We start from the raw sequence: 16703 nt of genomic DNA, 5'->3' as shown, positions 1-16703 counted from the left end.
AAAATGGAAAAAGAAGGTAATAATCTGTTTCAGGTCAATCTAAAAGGGATGATTGCCCTGTTATCAGAACATATTTATAGTAACCCGAATACCTTTGCCAGGGAGTTGTTGCAGAATTGTGTAGATGCCATTACCGCACTTCATAATATCGACGAAAGTTATGCCGGGCGTATTGATGTTTTTCTGAAAGAGGACGGTTCGGTGGTCTTTCAGGACAATGGGATCGGCTTGAAAGAAGAGGAAGTCCATCGTTTCCTTACGGTTATTGGTGAAAGCTCGAAGAGAGATACCCCCGATGCAGACGATTTTATCGGTCGGTTCGGCATAGGCTTGCTGTCTTGTTTCGTGGTGACCAATGAAATTAGGGTAGAGAGCCGGTCGGCAATGGGAGGAAGCCCCGTCTGCTGGTGTGGAAAGGTGGATGGCACTTATCAGACCACTTTTCCCGAAGAAGAGTGGGCGATAGGTTCAAGGGTCGTGTTGTGCCCCAAAAGTGAGTGGACTCATTTGTTTGAGTATGAAGTGTTCAAGAAAATACTGATCAGTTATGGAGAGGTGTTGCCTTACCCGATTTATCTGCATCGTGGAGAGGAAGAAGAACTGGTTAATACCCCGTCACCGGTCTGGCTGAATCCGAAAGCTACCCGAAAAGAGTTATTGGACTATGGGACGAAGGTTTTTCAGTCGTCTGCTCTTGATGTCTTTCGTATCCGTACAGAGAGCGGGCGGGTAGAAGGCGTACTCTACGTATTGCCCTATCGTACACAATTTTCTGTACGTAACTCGCATAAGGTGTATTTGAAGCGGATGTTGTTGAGTGAAGATGATTGTAACCTTTTGCCCTCATGGGCATTCTTCATTCGATGTCTGGTAAATGCCGACGGGCTTCTTTCTACTGCGTCGCGCGAGTCGTTTGTCAGCAATGATTTATTGAAAGATGCCCGCAAAGAGATCGGGGTTGCCATTAAGGATTATCTTCGAGGATTGGTGCAGAACAATCGATCGGTGTTTGACAAAATACTGGATGTCCATCATTTCCATATTAAAGCCATAGCTTCGGAAGATAATGAACTGCTACGTTTGTTTATGGATTACTTGCCCTTTGAAACGAACAGGGGAATACGAAGTTTCGGGAGCATCCGTTCGGCGGGGAATACCATTGGCTATACACGTAATCTGGAAGACTTCAGGCAAGTACGGAGAATAGCCGGTGCACAAGGCCGGTTGGTGATCAATGCTGCCTATACATTTGATGAAACGCTGTTAAAGAAGTATGCCCGTCTTAATCAGGAACTGACTTTGGAGGAGATCTCACCCGCTCGTCTGTTGGAGCAGTTTGCTGAAGTGGAAGGTAACAAAGAACACCGGGCCTTTGAGGCAAAAGCCAGTGAGCTGTTGAAACGTTTTGGCTGTATCTGCCGCTTGAAACATTTTACACCGGTGGATACTCCGGTTATATTTGTGGCCGAAGAGAAAGAAGAGAACAGCAAAGTCGCCAATAATCCGTTGGCAGCAGTACTGGGTTCGGTAAATGCTAAAAAACGCTTACCGCCTACATTGACTTTCAATGCCGATAACGAGATGGTACAGACATTACTGCAAATTCAAGGAGACAATAAACTGTTTCAGCATGTAGTGTGTATTCTTTATGTACAATCGCTGTTACAAGGCAAATATCCTGTAAACAGTGAGGAAATGGAACTTTTCAATCACTCTCTTTCTGAACTGATGACTACTAAAATGAATGATTTTATAAACTTCCTCAATTAAACAAAAGTATGAAATACACACTTGAGATACAAAAGCTACTGTTGCAGGCACAAAATGATAACCTGCATCCCCGTGAGAAAGCCAATCTACTGAAAGAGGCTGTTCGCATTGCAGATGAGAATGAAGATATACAATGGGCTGTAGAGATGAGGCTGGACCTTATCTATGAATTGAATCTCCTCTCGGCAGATGCTGAAGAGATCGCGGTGTTCTCTAAAATCCTGGACAACTATGAAAACCATAAGGATTTGATTAATGAGGATGATATCTTATGGAAATACAAATGGATATGGTCTTGTACCTTTGATCTTCCCAGTATACCGATGGAGCAGGTGGAAGCGGTGGGTGAAGATTATAAAACCCGTATTTTGCGCAATGGTTATTCATTGCGTACATATTATCACCGGTTGTCTGTGGAATACACTAAAATGAGGGAATATACGAAAGCCAAAGATTACATAGATAAGATGCTGGCGGAAAAGATGGATGACCTGACTTGTGAAGCTTGTGAGCTGAACTTCATGTTGGATTATTATCTTGAAACTGGACAGTTTGAAGAGGCCTATAATCGTGCGCAACCTTTAATTTCCAAGCAAATTTCTTGTTACGAAGCCAATCTGAGAGCTTATCTGAAATTGGCATATTATGCTTATAAAGCCGGGAAGCCGGAGATAGCGGCGGATATGCGCGCACGGGCCGAAGAAGCTTTGGCGGGAAGAGAAAAAGATGAATATCTGCTTCTTTATCTTGGACTATTCATTGCCTATTATTTTATGACTGATCCGGACAGAGGCTGGGAGTATGTAGAACGTTGTATCCCATGGAGTCTGAATACTAATATGCAGAAAAGATATCGTTTCTCGTGTGATATGGTGGAGGCTCTAAACTACGAGCAGCGTGAAGAGGTCAGTCTGGCTTTACCGGAGGATTTTCCACTTTACCGGGTTGACGGAGTATATTCTGTGGCTGCGCTACGTAATTATTTTTATAGACAAGCGGATGAATTGGCAGGCTTGTATGATGCGCGTAACGGAAATAGCGGATATCAGGAACGATTATTTAATATCAATTTAATTGGCAACCTGTAGATTAATACGTATTTTTGCCGTCCAATTATTTATTAAAAACAACTGAATAACAGAAAAATGAGAAAGTGGCGTATTGAAGATTCTGAAGAACTTTACAACATCACAGGTTGGGGGACTTCATACTTTGGTATTAATGACAAAGGTCATGTTGTTGTTACACCGCGAAAAGATGGCGTAGCCGTCGATTTGAAAGAATTGGTCGACGAGTTGCAGTTGCGTGATGTGGCGGCTCCTATGCTGGTGCGTTTTCCGGATATTCTGGACAACCGTATTGAAAAGACTGCCTATTGTTTTAAACAGGCATCCGAAGAGTATGGATACAAAGCCCAGAATTTTATCATCTATCCGATTAAAGTGAATCAGATGCGCCCGGTTGTTGAAGAAATTATCAGCCATGGCAAGAAATTTAATTTGGGCCTTGAAGCCGGTTCCAAGCCCGAACTGCATGCAGTGATTGCTGTCAATACGGATTCTGACTCTCTTATTATCTGCAACGGCTATAAAGACGAAAGCTATATTGAGCTTGCTTTGCTGGCACAGAAGATGGGTAAACGTATCTTTCTGGTAGTTGAAAAGATGAATGAGTTGAAGCTGATTGCCCGCATGGCAAAGCAGCTGAATGTACAGCCTAATATTGGTATCCGTATCAAATTGGCTTCTTCAGGAAGCGGAAAGTGGGAAGAGTCAGGAGGAGATGCCAGTAAGTTCGGACTGACTTCCAGTGAGTTGCTTGAGGCACTTGATTTTCTGGAAAGCAAAGGCATGAAGGATTGTCTGAAACTGATACACTTCCATATCGGAAGTCAGGTGACAAAGATACGCCGTATCAAGACAGCATTGCGTGAAGCTTCTCAGTTCTATGTGCAGCTCCATGCGATGGGTTTCAAAGTGGAATTTGTTGATATTGGCGGTGGTCTTGGAGTTGATTATGACGGCACCCGTTCGTCAAGTAGTGAGAGTAGTGTCAATTACTCTATTCAGGAGTATGTCAACGACTCTATTTCCACGTTAGTGGATGCCAGTGACAAAAACGGTATTCCCCATCCCAATATTATCACTGAGAGTGGCAGGGCTCTGACTGCACACCACTCTGTCTTGATTTTTGAGGTACTTGAGACGGCTACTTTGCCGGAATGGGATGATGAAGAGGAGATTGCTCCGGATGCGCATGAACTGGTACAGGAACTTTATGGCATTTGGGATACATTGAATCAGAACAAGATGCTTGAAGCATGGCATGATGCCCAGCAGATACGTGAAGAGGCACTCGATCTGTTCAGCCATGGTATCGTAGACCTGAAGACACGTGCTCAGATAGAACGTCTTTACTGGTCTATTACTCGTGAAATCAATCAAATTGCCGGTGGACTGAAACATGCTCCCGATGAATTCCGCGGATTGTCTAAATTGTTGGCTGATAAATATTTCTGTAACTTCTCACTTTTTCAATCGCTGCCGGATTCTTGGGCGATCGACCAGATATTTCCGATTATGCCCATCCAGCGTTTGGATGAAAAACCGGACCGCTCGGCTACCTTGCAGGACATTACCTGTGATTCCGATGGAAAGATAGCCAATTTTATCTCTACCCGGAATGTAGCACATTATATGCCGGTACATAGCTTGAAGCAGAAAGAGCCTTACTATGTAGCGGTCTTTTTGGTAGGGGCTTATCAGGAAATCCTGGGAGATATGCATAATCTGTTTGGAGATACGAATGCGGTGCATGTTTCTGTCAATGAGAAGGGGTATAATATCGAACAGATTATTGACGGGGAAACGGTCGCAGAAGTGCTCGATTACGTGCAATATAACCCGAAAAAGCTGGTTCGTACTCTTGAAACATGGGTAACAAAATCTGTGAAAGAAGGGAAGATTTCTGTAGAAGAAGGAAAAGAGTTCCTTTCCAATTATCGTTCGGGCTTGTACGGATACACATACCTTGAATAAATAAAAAGAACTATCATTTTATAAATGACGAGCTACAAGTTACGAATACTGCACATGATATCAGTCTCGTTTCTTGTAGCTCGTGGCTTGTAACCTGATGGAGTATAAATCGTAATTTGTAAATAGAAAGAATATGAAGGAAAAACTGACAGTCATTAAAGTTGGTGGCAAAATCGTAGAAGAAGAAGCTACATTGAAGCAGTTACTGGATGATTTTGCTGCCATTGAAGGGCATAAGGTACTTGTTCATGGAGGGGGACGTTCGGCTACAAAGACAGCTGCTTTACTGGGGATTGACAGTAAAATGGTCAATGGACGTCGTATAACCGATGCGGAGACACTGAAGGTTGTGACGATGGTCTATGGTGGGTTGGTAAACAAGAATATTGTAGCCGGATTGCAAGCCCGTGGGGTCAATGCCTTGGGGTTGACTGGAGCGGATATGAATGTAATCCGTTCGATGAAGCGCCCCGTAAAAGAGGTCGATTATGGATTTGTCGGGGATGTAGAGCAGGTAGATGCCACATTGCTTTCTGATTTGATTCATAAAGGAGTGGTTCCGGTGATGGCACCGTTGACACATGACGGACAAGGGAATATGTTGAATACGAATGCAGATACCATTGCCGGAGAGACAGCTAAAGCTCTTTCTGCCATTTTTGATGTGACCTTGGTTTACTGCTTTGAGAAGAAGGGGGTTCTTCGTGATGAAAACGATGATGAGAGTGTCATTTCTCAGATCAATCGTGCCGAGTTTGAACGATATATTGCCGAAGGCGTTATTCAGGGAGGCATGATACCGAAACTTGAGAATTCTTTTGAAGCAATAAATGCAGGTGTGTCTGAGGTGATAATAACCTTAGCGTCAGCCATTCACAAAGGTGGAGGAACCCGGATAAAAAAATAATTCAAAAAAAAGAGGAATACATCTGTAACTTTTCACCAACTCACCCGTCAACTTAATAGAGATGCAAGAAATCAGCTTCCGAGACGACATATTGCCATTGAAAGATAAACTCTTTCGTTTGGCACTCCGAATCACCTTCGACAGGGCCGAAGCAGAGGATGTTGTTCAGGATACGATGATTAGAGTGTGGAATAAACGTGAAGAGTGGACACAGTTTGGATCTATTGAGGCTTATTGCCTGACTGTGGCGAAGAACCTGGCCATAGACCGAAGCCAAAAGAAAGAAGCTCAAAATGTGGAACTCACACCGGAAATGGAGGAAGAATCTGAGGCATCCGGTCCTTATGATCAGTTGATTAATAAGGAACGAATGTCAATCATCCATCGTCTGATTAACGAACTTCCTGAGAAGCAACGGCTTATTATGCAGTTGAGGGATATAGAAGGGGAAAGCTATAAAGAAATAGCGAAAATCTTGAATCTGACAGAGGAACAGGTAAAAGTGAATCTTTTCAGAGCAAGACAAAAGGTAAAACAAAGGTATTTAGAGATTGATGAATATGGATTATAAGTATATAGAACAGCTTTTAGAGCGATACTGGCAATGTGAGACTTCTTTGGAAGAGGAATCGGAATTGCGGTCTTTCTTTTCGGAGGAAGAGGTACCCGCTCATTTGCTCCGTTACAAGGACTTGTTTGTTTATCAGGCAGTTCAACAGGAAGCAGGGCTGGGAGAAGACTTTGATGAACGTATTCTGGCTCAGGTAGAGGCACCTGTAGTAAAAGCAAAGCGTCTGACGATGGTTGGAAGGTTTATGCCTTTGTTTAAGGCTGCCGCCGTGATTGCGTTGATTTTGTCATTGGGCAATGTAGCGCAACATACATTCTTTGCCGATGAGGCTTTGGATTATAATTATGATGCTTATAAGGACACATACGATGATCCCGAAGTGGCTTACAAACAAGTTTCTTCTGCTTTGATGATGGTGTCTGAAGGTATAAATAAATCACAGGATCAAATCGCCGGAGATAGTGTGAAGGTTGAATCGATTCGAGTGATGAAGGAATAAAATAATGAAGAGCGTTCTTTTAATGTGCTGGATGGCATTGCTGTCTGTGGCTGTTTCGGCCCAGGACTTTGCTTCACGTTTTATGGCTGAACATAAGGCGGATTCTAATCTGACTTGTGTTACGATCAGTCCGAAAATGATGGAGGAGATAATGAAGAGCGATGCTGAGAAAGATAAAGAGGTGCTGGATATGATCTCTAATCTCAAGAGTATGCAGGTGCTTACTTCCGATGTGGAAGGAAAAAAGTATTTTGATGCAGCTTTGAAGGTGGTTGAGAAGAATACCGGAAGGTTTGAATCGTTTCTTTCTTTTAAGGATAAATCTGAGAATTGTCAGATTATGGTTCGTAAAAAGAAGGATACAATTGTTGAACTGGTGATGCTGATGCACGAAAAGAATCATTTTGCTGTAATAAACTTTACCGGAAATATGAGTCCGGAGTTTATTGCACAGATAAAGAGACATTTTCATTTGCTTTAAACATATAATATAGTTAGTGTGCTTAATTAAAACAACTTTTTGATTTGAGGCTGTGAAGTTTCAATTCTCTCAATTTCAATAAAAAACTAACTAAATAAATGGGCTACCGCGTGATGCAGTAGCCCTTTTATGTTTATACTACGTCGTCTTCATAGAGCGAAGTTAAACTAAGAGAGAGTTTCTATATTTAAAGTTTTTGTAGTCCTCTTTTTGAAAAATTTATTTGCGGATTACCTTTGTATGCCACACTTCCACTTCCACTGACACCTCCCGTCAGGTTTTCAGTAGCATGACATTTTATGCTGCCCGAACCACTGATATGTGCATTGACATCTTCTGTCTTTAAATCTACGGCATTAATATCTCCCGAACCTGCAATACGATACTCGGCTTTGCCCGATTTGCCGTTCAGCAATACATTTCCCGAACCTGAAATATTTGCTTCTGTGCATGGTACATCGATTTTTTTCAAATTGATGTTTCCTGAACCGTAAATATGCGTTGACAGTTTTGTACAAGAGAAATTGGTTCCATTGATGTTCCCCGATCCGTAAATTGATATTTCCAGATCGTCGTTGCTCTCCATTCCATTTGTAAAGGTCGTATTTCCTGAACCATATATGGATAAATGGTTTAATGATGGAGAAGATACTCTGATTTCCAGTTTTCCGCTATTGCGGATGGAGCTATTCTTTTTAAATTTAACCACCAGTGTTTTTCCTTCAACAGTGGTTTCCAATAACTGGACGATGTTGTCGGGACCATAAATCTGTACAGTGGGAGTTCCTTGCTTTTGTGTATAAACAATATCCGAACTGCTCATTGATTTAATTTTGCTGAAAGAACCGACTCTTATGTCTTTAGTGATATAGTTTGAACTTCCACTTACCTGCTTTGTCTGTGAACAGGCCCCAATGATTAATAACAGCATGGAAATTGTAAGGCATGATAATAATTGTTTTTTCATGGTCTTGTGATTATTGTATTAGATATTCTTAATAGTTCCCACTCCTTTTTTATTGAGTGATTTTATGGTAGGATTACCTTTATACTTAATGCTTCCCACTCCTCGTACAGCTGCATTGATAGATTCTACTGCGTTGCAGGTAATATCTCCTACACCCTGTGAACTGGCTTCTACTATATTGGCCTGCAGGTTTCCGGCTTCTATATTGCCTACCCCTTTAGAGTGAAGAGTAGCTGCCTGAACTGTTCCTGCAAGTTTTACATTTCCTACACCCATTGATTGCACATTTAAGCTACTGCAGGTTAGTGATTTAATTTTTACATCACCTACTCCTTTGCTTTCCACATAGAGGTTGTCGGTAGTCAAACCGTTATCAATATGTACATCACCTACTCCTTTGAAGGAAATACTGTTTAAAGTTGGAGATGTAATTGTTATCTTCATCTTTTTGAAGTTGCGTACCTTTTTCGATTTATCTATGCTTAACAATAAGGTACTATCTTTTACAGCTACCTGTATTAACGCCACAATGTTATCCGGCCCATAGATTTGTACGTCTGTTTTTCCATCTGCGGATTGTGTGTAATAGATGTCACCTACGGTCCCCGCGTCAATTTTGTTGAACTCCTTCACTTTATAATCTCTCGTGATGAGTTTCTTACTGGGTTGAATACCTTCACCCATATATACGCAACTGCTCAATAACCCTGCTGTTAACAGTAATGTTGACAACATTTTAAAGATTGTTTTCATTTTATTTCGTTTTTAGAGGTTTCTATTAGTTTAGACGTAGGTTGAGTAGGAAAAGTTGCATCTATCTTTCTTTTTTCTGCAAAATAATCCGTTTATTTGTATTTATAATTAAGAACAACATTGGATAAGATTATTGAAGATAAGGAGTTAGGACGTCTGATCGTACGTGATAATGTGCGTGCCAAGAGACTCGTTTTTCGTACAAAAGCTGATGCGATCTATGTTAGTATACCTCCGGGAGTTACGATGAAGGAGGTAAAGGAGGCGATAGAGAAATTACGTTCCAGATTGTTGGATTCCAGGCAGAAGTTGATACGTCCTCTGATTGACCTGAACTATCGGATCGAGACAGAATACTTCAAGTTATCATTGGTCAGTGGTAAGAGGGAGAAATTCTTGGCTCATTCCGAATTGGGAGAAATGCGGATTATTTGTCCCCCGACGGCCGATTTTACAGATTCTAATTTACAGGACTGGCTCCGTAAAGTAATTGAAGAAGCTTTGCGGCGGAATGCAAAAATCATTTTACCTCCCCGTCTGTATATGCTTTCGGAGCGGTATGGGTTGCCTTACAAAAGTGTTCAGATAAATTCAAGTCGTGGACGATGGGGAAGCTGCTCTTCTCACAAAAAGATAAATCTCTCTTATTTTCTTGTATTATTGCCAAAGCATTTGATAGATTATGTTCTTTTGCACGAACTTTGCCATACTTGTGAGATGAATCATGGTGATCGTTTTTGGGATTTGCTTAATGGTTTCACCGGAGGTAAAGCTTTAGAGCTGCGCGAAGAGTTGAAAAAATATAAGACTGAGATTTGACATTGCAATCACAAAACAGATGTTGTAAGAATCCTTTCCACCAAAGATTACACTGATTGTTACAGATTGATTGCCGGCATTGATAATCGGTTTTGGGCTTTTTCATCTGTGCGAATCGGAATAATTCTGTAGTGTCTTTTGATATCTCCCTTTACAGTCTTTTATACCCTATGCGGTCAGGAAAAAAACGTCTTTCTATTTTTGTGGTAGCTGTTTGATACCGTCAATATCCTTTTCAAAACGGTAAGTACCACCTTTTTCACTCAGATCAAATGCGGCTACTGTTTCAGTCTGATTATTTACAATCATCAGTGCACTTTGCTCTGCGAAGCGTCCGACTTCGATAGCAGTAGGCTCTTCTTTAATCTGTTTATTCATGATCAAGCTGTCATTGACAAACAGTGAGATCGAATCACCCACGAAGCCTTTTGTCAGCTGAATGGAGTACGTTTCACTAAAGTGACGGACAGCTTCTTTTTTCCGTTGCAATCTCAGACTCATATATACAAAGATGACTACGACAAATATGACGGCAAATGCTAAAATGCCGTTTCCTACCATAAATTGCTTGTTAGTGTTAAGACGATGTGCCATAATACTATATTCTTTAATATTCGGGGTAAAGATAGCAAATCTTTTTGTATCTCATTTGTTTTTGTGTAAGTATAAAAGTTACAAAAAAATAATGAGATCTCTGAATTCTAATGCTTTTGTGTTGTATAACATATCAGTTTACATTGTTCGAGCAGAATAAATTATCTTTCTTTGTATCGTGATAGTTCAGCATAGCTATCTATAATTAAAAACCTTTATTGATACGTATGAAAATAACTTTTGGACAACAAACGACCAAAGTAAAGCAATTGGCTGACAAGATTAGCTTTGATATCTCGATGGGAGTATATAAATCGGGAGATTCACTGCCATCGATCAATCAACTTAGCCATGCGTATGAGGTTTCCCGAGATACTGTATTTAAAGCTTTTCTTGATTTAAAAGAGAGAGGAATTATCGATTCTACTCCCGGGAAAGGGTATTATGTGGTTGGAAGATTGAAAAATGTACTTCTTCTACTTGATGAATATTCACCTTTTAAATATGCACTTTATAATAGTTTTGTAAAGCGTTTGTCTATCCGTTATAAAGTCGACCTATTGTTTCATCAGTACAATGAACGTTTGTTCAATACCATCATCCGTGAATCGTTGGGGCGGTATAATAAATATATTGTGATGAACTTCGATAACGAAAAACTGTCTCCTAATCTTTATAAGATAAATCCATCCAAACTTCTTCTTCTTGATTTCGGTAAATTTGAGAAAGAGGGGTTTTCTTATGTTTGTCAGGACTTTGATCAAGGATTCTATAATGCGCTATTTCAACTGGCAGATCGATTGAGAAAATATCAAAAACTCGTTTTCGTGTTAGTAGATGATAGTATGCATCCCCGGAGTAGCCGTGACTTTTTTGAGAGATTTTGTGCCGATCAACATCTTGGTTGTGAAGTGGTGAGTGATATTGAGGGACTTCAGGTTCGCAGAGGAGAAGTTTATATAGCAATTCGCCAAATAGATGTAGTAAGTATTATTAAGAAAAGTAGGGTTGAGGGATTGCAATGTGGGGTTGATTTTGGCTTGATCGGATATAATGATACACCTGCTTATGAAGTGATAGATCAGGGAATAACTGCACTAAGTGTGGATTGGGAAAAGATGGGAGATAAAGCTGCTGAGTTTGTTTTGCAGGGGAAAACCATACAAGATTACTTGCCTACGGAGGTCAGGTTAAGGGCTTCTTTATAAAAGAGCTTTTCAGACCTGTATGTCAGCACAGGTCAGCATAGGAAGATTGTTTAATAAACTTAATAATATAGTATGAAAAAGTATCCAAAAATCGGGATTCGTCCCACCATCGATGGACGTCAGGGCGGCGTTCGCGAAAGCCTTGAAGAAAAAACAATGAATCTGGCAAAAGCTGTTGCCGAGTTGATCACTTCTAATTTGAAGAATGGAGACGGAACCCCTGTGGAGTGTGTGATTGCAGATGGAACCATCGGACGTGTGGCTGAAAGTGCTGCTTGTGCGGAGAAGTTTGAACGTGAGGGGGTAGGAGCCACTATCACTGTCACTTCATGCTGGTGTTACGGTGCCGAAACAATGGATATGAATCCGTATTATCCGAAAGCTGTTTGGGGATTCAATGGAACAGAGCGTCCGGGAGCTGTATATCTGGCTGCTGTGCTGGCAGGACATGCACAGAAAGGACTTCCGGCATTTGGCATTTATGGTCGCGATGTACAAGACTTGAATGACAATTCTATTCCGGCAGATGTAGCTGAAAAAATTCTGCGTTTTGCACGTGCGGCTCAGGCTGTAGCCACAATGCGTGGCAAATCTTATCTGTCTATGGGCAGTGTTTCTATGGGTATTGCCGGTTCGATTGTAAACCCGGACTTTTTCCAGGAATATCTGGGCATGCGTAATGAATCGATTGATTTGACAGAGATTATTCGTCGTATGGCTGAAGGAATCTATGATAAGGAAGAGTATGCCAAGGCAATGGCTTGGACTGAAAAATATTGCAAAAAGAATGAGGGTAATGACTTTAATATACCTGAAAAAACGAAGACCCGTGCACAAAAAGATGAGGATTGGGAGTTCATTGTGAAAATGACAATCATCATGCGCGATCTGATGCAGGGAAACCCTAAATTGAAAGAACTCGGATTTAAAGAAGAGGCTTTGGGGCATAATGCTATTGCGGCAGGTTTCCAAGGGCAGCGTCAGTGGACCGATTTCTATCCGAATGGCGACTTCTCTGAAGCATTACTCAATACTTCGTTCGATTGGAATGGTATTCGTGAGGCTTTTGTCGTTGCAACAGAAAACGATGCTTGTAACGGTGTGGCTATGCTGTTTGGTCATCTGCTGACGAATCGTGCACAGATTTTTTCAGATGTACGCACATATTGGAGTCCGGAAGCAGTGAAACGTGTGACCGGTAAAGAGTTGACAGGAATGGCTGCTAACGGTATTATTCACTTGATTAATTCGGGGGCAACTACTCTTGACGGAACCGGACAGCAGACGAATGCTAACGGAGAACCTGCGATGAAACCTTGCTGGGAAATTACAGAAGGAGAAGTTGAGAAGTGTCTGGAGGCTACTACCTGGTATCCGGCTAATCGCGATTATTTCCGTGGAGGTGGTTTCTCTTCCAATTTCTTATCAAAAGGAGGTATGCCTGTAACTATGATGCGGTTGAACCTGATAAAAGGTCTTGGTCCAGTGCTGCAGATAGCCGAAGGTTGGACAGTAGAGATTGATCCGGAGATTCATAAATTACTTGACGAACGTACGGATCGTACATGGCCTACTACCTGGTTTGTTCCTCGTTTGTGTGATAAACCGGCCTTTAAAGATGTATATTCTGTGATGAATAACTGGGGGGCCAATCATGGGGCGATCAGTTATGGACATATTGGGCAGGATGTGATTACATTGGCTTCCATGCTTCGTATTCCGGTTTGCATGCATAATGTAGAAGAAGACCAGATTTTCCGTCCGGCAGCTTGGAATGCTTTTGGTATGGATAAAGAAGGAGCAGATTATAGAGCTTGTACTACTTATGGTCCTATTTATAAATAACCTTTAGAAGAGTACAACATGATTAATCGATTTATATTAAACGAAGTTTCTTACTTCGGTCCGGGAGCACGTGAAGTGCTCCCAAAAGAGATTTCACGTTTGGGGCTGCACAAAGCATTTGTCGCAACAGACAAAGATTTGATAAAGTTTGGAGTAGCTGACAAAGTACTTAAGGTGCTGGAAGCTGCCAAGATTCCTTATGAAATATTCAGTGAGATTAAGCCCAATCCTACAGTGTCGAATGTGAAAGCCGGTGTCGAGGCATTTGCATCTTCCGGTGCAGACTTTATTTTGGCTATAGGTGGCGGATCTTCTATGGATACGGCAAAGGCGATTGGTATTATTACCAATAACCCGGAATTCAGTGATGTCGTTTCATTGGAGGGAGTGGCAGATACCAAGAAGAAATCTGTTCCCATCATCGCGTTGCCTACTACTGCAGGAACTGCGGCAGAGGTGACTATCAACTATGTGATAACAGATGAACAGAACCAGAAGAAGATGGTTTGTGTAGATCCTAATGATATTCCGTCTATTGCGATAGTGGATGCTGAGTTGATGTACACACTTCCTAAAAGTCTGACTGCAGCTACGGGACTCGACGCACTGACTCATGCTATTGAAGGTTTAATAACCAAAGGGGCATGGGAGATGAGTGATATGTTCGAAATTAAAGCTATTGAAATGATCAATCGTTATCTTGTGACTGCCGTTGAAGAACCATCGAATGCAGAGGCACGTAACGGTATGGCAGTAGCCCAGTATATTGCCGGTATGGCTTTTTCGAATGTCGGTTTAGGAGTCGTTCATGGTATGGCACATCCGTTGGGGGCTATTTTTGATATTCCTCATGGCGTAGCCAATGCGTTGTTATTACCTATTGTTATGGAGTTCAATGCTCCGGCTGCTCTTGACAAATATGTAGAGATAGCTAAGGCTATGAACGTGTATTCTGCAGGTATGGCTAAAGAAGAGGCAGCGAAAGCAGCGGTAGATGCTGTAAAAGCATTATCTTTGAGGGTCAATATTCCACAACACTTGTCCGATTTGGGCATTCAGGAAAGGGATCTTGACCGTCTTGCTACGGCTGCGTTTGCTGATGTCTGTACGCCGGGTAATCCACGGGAAGTAACAAAAGAAATTATTCTTGATTTATATAAGAAAGCATTATGATAACTAATGAACATATCGAGCAATATCTTGCTCAGGCACATCGCTATGGCGATGCCAAATTAATGTTGTGCAGCAGTGGTAACCTTTCATGGAGAATCGGTGAAGAAGCACTTGTTTCCGGAACGGGTTCTTGGGTACCGAACCTACAGAAAGAAAAAGTATCTGTTTGCAATATTGCTACGGGTATACCCCAGAATGGAGTAAAACCTTCTATGGAAAGTACTTTTCATTTGGGAATCCTTCGTGAACGTCCGGATGTAAATGTAGTTCTGCATTTTCAATCGGAATATGCTACGGCTGTTTCCTGTATGAGAAACAAACCGTCAAATTTCAATGTAACTGCTGAGGTACCTTGCCATGTCGGTAAAGAGATTCCTATCATTCCTTACTATCGTCCGGGCTCGCCTGAACTGGCTGAAGCTGTTGTGGAAGCGATGAAAGAGCATAACTCTGTATTGCTGACCAATCATGGGCAGGTGGTGTGTGGTAAAGATTTTGATCAGGTGTACGAACGGGCCACTTTCTTTGAAATGGCTTGCCGGATTATCGTTCAATCCGGAGGAGATTATTCGGTCCTGACTCCGGAAGAGATTGATGATCTGGAAATATATGTGTTAGGAAAGAAAACAAAATAGAAATAATGACGACCAGCTTATGAGTACTTACTTAGCAGCTGACTTTGGTGGAGGTAGTGGCCGTATTATGGCCGGTACCCTCACTGAAGGTAAGCTAAAACTGGAAGAGGTATATCGTTTTGGTAATCGGCAAATTAGACTTGGGAAGCATGTCTATTGGGATTTTCTTTCTCTCTTCGAAGAAATGAAAAACGGACTTCGTGTCGCTGCCCGAAAAGGCTATCTGGTGAAAAGTATCGCTATAGATACCTGGGGAGTCGATTTTGGGCTGATTGACAAAGATGGTAATCTGTTGGGCAATCCGGTTTGTTACCGTGATTCTCGTACTAATGGTATGCCTGAGCGGGTGTTTAAGCAGATTGATCAAGCTGCCCATTATGCAGAAACAGGCATCCAAGTGATGCCTATCAATACTCTGTTTCAACTATATAGTATGAAGCAGAACAACGATGTACAACTCCGGGTAGCTGATAAACTATTATTTATGCCTGATTTGTTCAGCTATTTCCTTACAGGAACAGCGAATAATGAATATTGTATTGCTTCTACTTCTGAGTTACTTGATGCTTGTCAGCGCAACTGGTCGGATAACTTGATTAGTGAATTAGGATTACCCCGACATCTTTTTGGTGACATTGTGCTTCCCGGGACTATTCGCGGTAAACTGAAACAAGAAATTGCGGATGAAACCGGTTTAGGCTGTATTGATGTCGTTGCTGTCGGTTCACATGACACAGCCAGTGCTGTATTTGCTGTTCCTTCCAATGAACCGGATCGGGCTTATCTTAGTTCGGGAACCTGGTCCTTGCTCGGAACAGAGATTGACCAACCGATTTTGACGGAGGAAGCACGTTTGGGAGGATTCACGAATGAGGGTGGCATACAAGGCAAGATACGCTTCTTGCAGAATATAACCGGGCTTTGGATTTTACAACGTTTGATGGTTGAGTGGAAAGAACGGGGCGAAGAAACCAGTTATGATCGTGTGATAGCCGAAGCAACGTTATCAGATATCCGTTCGGTAATCGATGTAGATGATTCCTCTTTTTGCAATCCAGACTGTATGGAAGAGTCGATTGCTGAGTATTGTCATAAGCATCATTTGAGAGTGCCGGTTTCTCAAGGAGAGTTTGTCCGTTGTGTCACTGAATCATTGGCACACCGTTATAAATTAGGAGTTGAACAGATGAATCGCTGTCTGCCGGTACCGGTTAAACAACTCCATATTATCGGAGGAGGCTGCCAGAATCGTTTGCTAAACCAACTTACTGCAAATGCTTTAGGCATTCCGGTATATGCAGGTCCGGTGGAAGCGACTGCTATCGGCAATATCTTAGTACAAGCGAAAGCTCAAGGTGAAATAGATACTTGGGAAGAGCTAAAAGAAATTATCATAAACAGTGTAAAACCTCAGGTATATTATCCTGAATAACCCGACAACCC

At 41.8% G+C, this 16703-nt stretch carries 16 protein-coding genes; 13 read left to right on the top strand and 3 right to left on the bottom strand.

All coding sequences use genetic code 11. The annotated features are described in order from the left end of the window. The first annotated feature begins 3 nt into the window (after positions 1–3). The 7 genes from JZY04_RS12365 (at position 4) to JZY04_RS12335 (ending at position 7266) form a co-directional block, all read left to right on the top strand. Positions 4–1770 carry an HSP90 family protein gene (locus JZY04_RS12365; RefSeq protein WP_122142626.1) on the top strand — a complete coding sequence of 589 codons (1767 nt, stop codon included), beginning with the start codon at positions 4–6 and terminating at the stop codon, positions 1768–1770. A gap of 8 nt (positions 1771–1778) precedes the next feature. Next, positions 1779–2858, top strand: a complete 1080-nt coding sequence (locus tag JZY04_RS12360; protein WP_005812223.1) for a hypothetical protein — start codon at positions 1779–1781, stop codon at positions 2856–2858. Positions 2859–2915: 57 nt separating this feature from the next. After that, the gene (gene speA / locus JZY04_RS12355) at positions 2916–4808 is read left to right on the top strand and encodes a biosynthetic arginine decarboxylase (RefSeq protein WP_005779381.1); all 1893 of its coding nucleotides are present in this window, start codon (positions 2916–2918) and stop codon (positions 4806–4808) included. A 133-nt stretch (positions 4809–4941) separates the two neighbouring features. Next, entirely contained in the window at positions 4942–5715 is a 774-nt protein-coding gene (gene argB / locus JZY04_RS12350) for an acetylglutamate kinase (protein WP_122142625.1), read from the top strand. Positions 5716–5776: 61 nt separating this feature from the next. Next, positions 5777–6286, top strand: a complete 510-nt coding sequence (locus JZY04_RS12345) for an RNA polymerase sigma factor (protein ID WP_005779377.1) — start codon at positions 5777–5779, stop codon at positions 6284–6286. Further along, positions 6276–6785, top strand: coding sequence for a hypothetical protein (locus JZY04_RS12340; protein ID WP_005779375.1), 510 nt, complete (start codon positions 6276–6278; stop codon positions 6783–6785). The genes JZY04_RS12345 and JZY04_RS12340 overlap by 11 nt, the downstream gene beginning before the upstream one ends. Positions 6786–6789: 4 nt before the next feature. Further along, positions 6790–7266 (top strand): DUF4252 domain-containing protein, encoded by a 477-nt coding sequence (locus tag JZY04_RS12335; protein ID WP_005779373.1) that lies wholly within the window; start codon positions 6790–6792, stop codon positions 7264–7266. Between the two features lie 187 nt (positions 7267–7453). Here the strand turns inward: JZY04_RS12335 and JZY04_RS12330 are convergent, their stop codons facing one another. Both JZY04_RS12330 and JZY04_RS12325 read right to left on the bottom strand, forming a co-directional pair. Next, on the bottom strand, positions 7454–8233 hold the full coding sequence (locus JZY04_RS12330) for a head GIN domain-containing protein (protein WP_122142624.1): 780 nt from the start codon (positions 8231–8233) through the stop codon (positions 7454–7456). 18 nt (positions 8234–8251) lie between these two features. Continuing rightward, on the bottom strand, positions 8252–8986 hold the full coding sequence (locus tag JZY04_RS12325; protein WP_122142623.1) for a head GIN domain-containing protein: 735 nt from the start codon (positions 8984–8986) through the stop codon (positions 8252–8254). A gap of 120 nt (positions 8987–9106) precedes the next feature. On the opposite strand from JZY04_RS12325, the gene JZY04_RS12320 reads away from it, so the two are divergent. Beyond that, positions 9107–9805: a SprT family zinc-dependent metalloprotease gene (locus JZY04_RS12320; protein WP_022011219.1), complete on the top strand. Its 699-nt coding sequence runs from the start codon at positions 9107–9109 to the stop codon at positions 9803–9805. A gap of 195 nt (positions 9806–10000) precedes the next feature. On the opposite strand, the gene JZY04_RS12315 is transcribed toward JZY04_RS12320, so the two are convergent. Then, entirely contained in the window at positions 10001–10399 is a 399-nt protein-coding gene (locus tag JZY04_RS12315) for a hypothetical protein (RefSeq protein ID WP_122142622.1), read from the bottom strand. 227 nt (positions 10400–10626) lie between these two features. Here JZY04_RS12315 and JZY04_RS12310 point away from each other — a divergent pair, with 227 nt between their 5' ends. The 5 genes from JZY04_RS12310 to JZY04_RS12290 all read left to right on the top strand — a co-directional run bounded on the left by JZY04_RS12310 (position 10627) and on the right by JZY04_RS12290 (position 16692). Beyond that, positions 10627–11607 carry a GntR family transcriptional regulator gene (locus tag JZY04_RS12310; RefSeq protein WP_122142621.1) on the top strand — a complete coding sequence of 327 codons (981 nt, stop codon included), beginning with the start codon at positions 10627–10629 and terminating at the stop codon, positions 11605–11607. A gap of 72 nt (positions 11608–11679) precedes the next feature. Continuing rightward, complete coding sequence (gene fucI, locus JZY04_RS12305) at positions 11680–13452, top strand: L-fucose isomerase (protein ID WP_005779363.1); 1773 nt, start codon at positions 11680–11682, stop codon at positions 13450–13452. 18 nt (positions 13453–13470) lie between these two features. After that, complete coding sequence (gene fucO / locus JZY04_RS12300; RefSeq protein ID WP_122142620.1) at positions 13471–14625, top strand: lactaldehyde reductase; 1155 nt, start codon at positions 13471–13473, stop codon at positions 14623–14625. After that, positions 14622–15260: a class II aldolase/adducin family protein gene (locus JZY04_RS12295; protein WP_122142619.1), complete on the top strand. Its 639-nt coding sequence runs from the start codon at positions 14622–14624 to the stop codon at positions 15258–15260. The genes fucO and JZY04_RS12295 overlap by 4 nt, the downstream gene beginning before the upstream one ends. A gap of 19 nt (positions 15261–15279) precedes the next feature. After that, positions 15280–16692, top strand: a complete 1413-nt coding sequence (locus JZY04_RS12290) for a rhamnulokinase family protein (RefSeq protein ID WP_122142618.1) — start codon at positions 15280–15282, stop codon at positions 16690–16692. The last annotated feature ends 11 nt before the right edge of the window (positions 16693–16703 follow it).

This window comes from Bacteroides sp. 11BF, assembly GCF_019633765.1.
In the GTDB taxonomy this organism is placed as follows: domain Bacteria; phylum Bacteroidota; class Bacteroidia; order Bacteroidales; family Bacteroidaceae; genus Bacteroides; species Bacteroides hominis.
The sequence above is the reverse complement of the archived record's forward strand: the minus strand, read 5'-3'. Positions and strand labels throughout refer to the sequence as shown.

Bases quoted from the DNA above. Each gene is read 5' to 3' on its own strand.
- JZY04_RS12365 (WP_122142626.1), top strand. From the start codon at position 4: ATGGAAAAAGAAGGTAATAATCTGTTTCAGGTCAATCTAAAAGGGATG.
- JZY04_RS12360 (WP_005812223.1), top strand. From the start codon at position 1,779: ATGAAATACACACTTGAGATACAAAAGCTACTGTTGCAGGCACAAAAT.
- speA (WP_005779381.1), top strand. From the start codon at position 2,916: ATGAGAAAGTGGCGTATTGAAGATTCTGAAGAACTTTACAACATCACA.
- argB (WP_122142625.1), top strand. From the start codon at position 4,942: ATGAAGGAAAAACTGACAGTCATTAAAGTTGGTGGCAAAATCGTAGAA.
- JZY04_RS12345 (WP_005779377.1), top strand. From the start codon at position 5,777: ATGCAAGAAATCAGCTTCCGAGACGACATATTGCCATTGAAAGATAAA.
- JZY04_RS12340 (WP_005779375.1), top strand. From the start codon at position 6,276: ATGGATTATAAGTATATAGAACAGCTTTTAGAGCGATACTGGCAATGT.
- JZY04_RS12335 (WP_005779373.1), top strand. From the start codon at position 6,790: ATGAAGAGCGTTCTTTTAATGTGCTGGATGGCATTGCTGTCTGTGGCT.
- JZY04_RS12330 (WP_122142624.1), bottom strand. From the start codon at position 8,233: ATGAAAAAACAATTATTATCATGCCTTACAATTTCCATGCTGTTATTA.
- JZY04_RS12325 (WP_122142623.1), bottom strand. From the start codon at position 8,986: ATGAAAACAATCTTTAAAATGTTGTCAACATTACTGTTAACAGCAGGG.
- JZY04_RS12315 (WP_122142622.1), bottom strand. From the start codon at position 10,399: ATGGCACATCGTCTTAACACTAACAAGCAATTTATGGTAGGAAACGGC.
- JZY04_RS12310 (WP_122142621.1), top strand. From the start codon at position 10,627: ATGAAAATAACTTTTGGACAACAAACGACCAAAGTAAAGCAATTGGCT.
- fucI (WP_005779363.1), top strand. From the start codon at position 11,680: ATGAAAAAGTATCCAAAAATCGGGATTCGTCCCACCATCGATGGACGT.
- fucO (WP_122142620.1), top strand. From the start codon at position 13,471: ATGATTAATCGATTTATATTAAACGAAGTTTCTTACTTCGGTCCGGGA.
- JZY04_RS12295 (WP_122142619.1), top strand. From the start codon at position 14,622: ATGATAACTAATGAACATATCGAGCAATATCTTGCTCAGGCACATCGC.
- JZY04_RS12290 (WP_122142618.1), top strand. From the start codon at position 15,280: ATGAGTACTTACTTAGCAGCTGACTTTGGTGGAGGTAGTGGCCGTATT.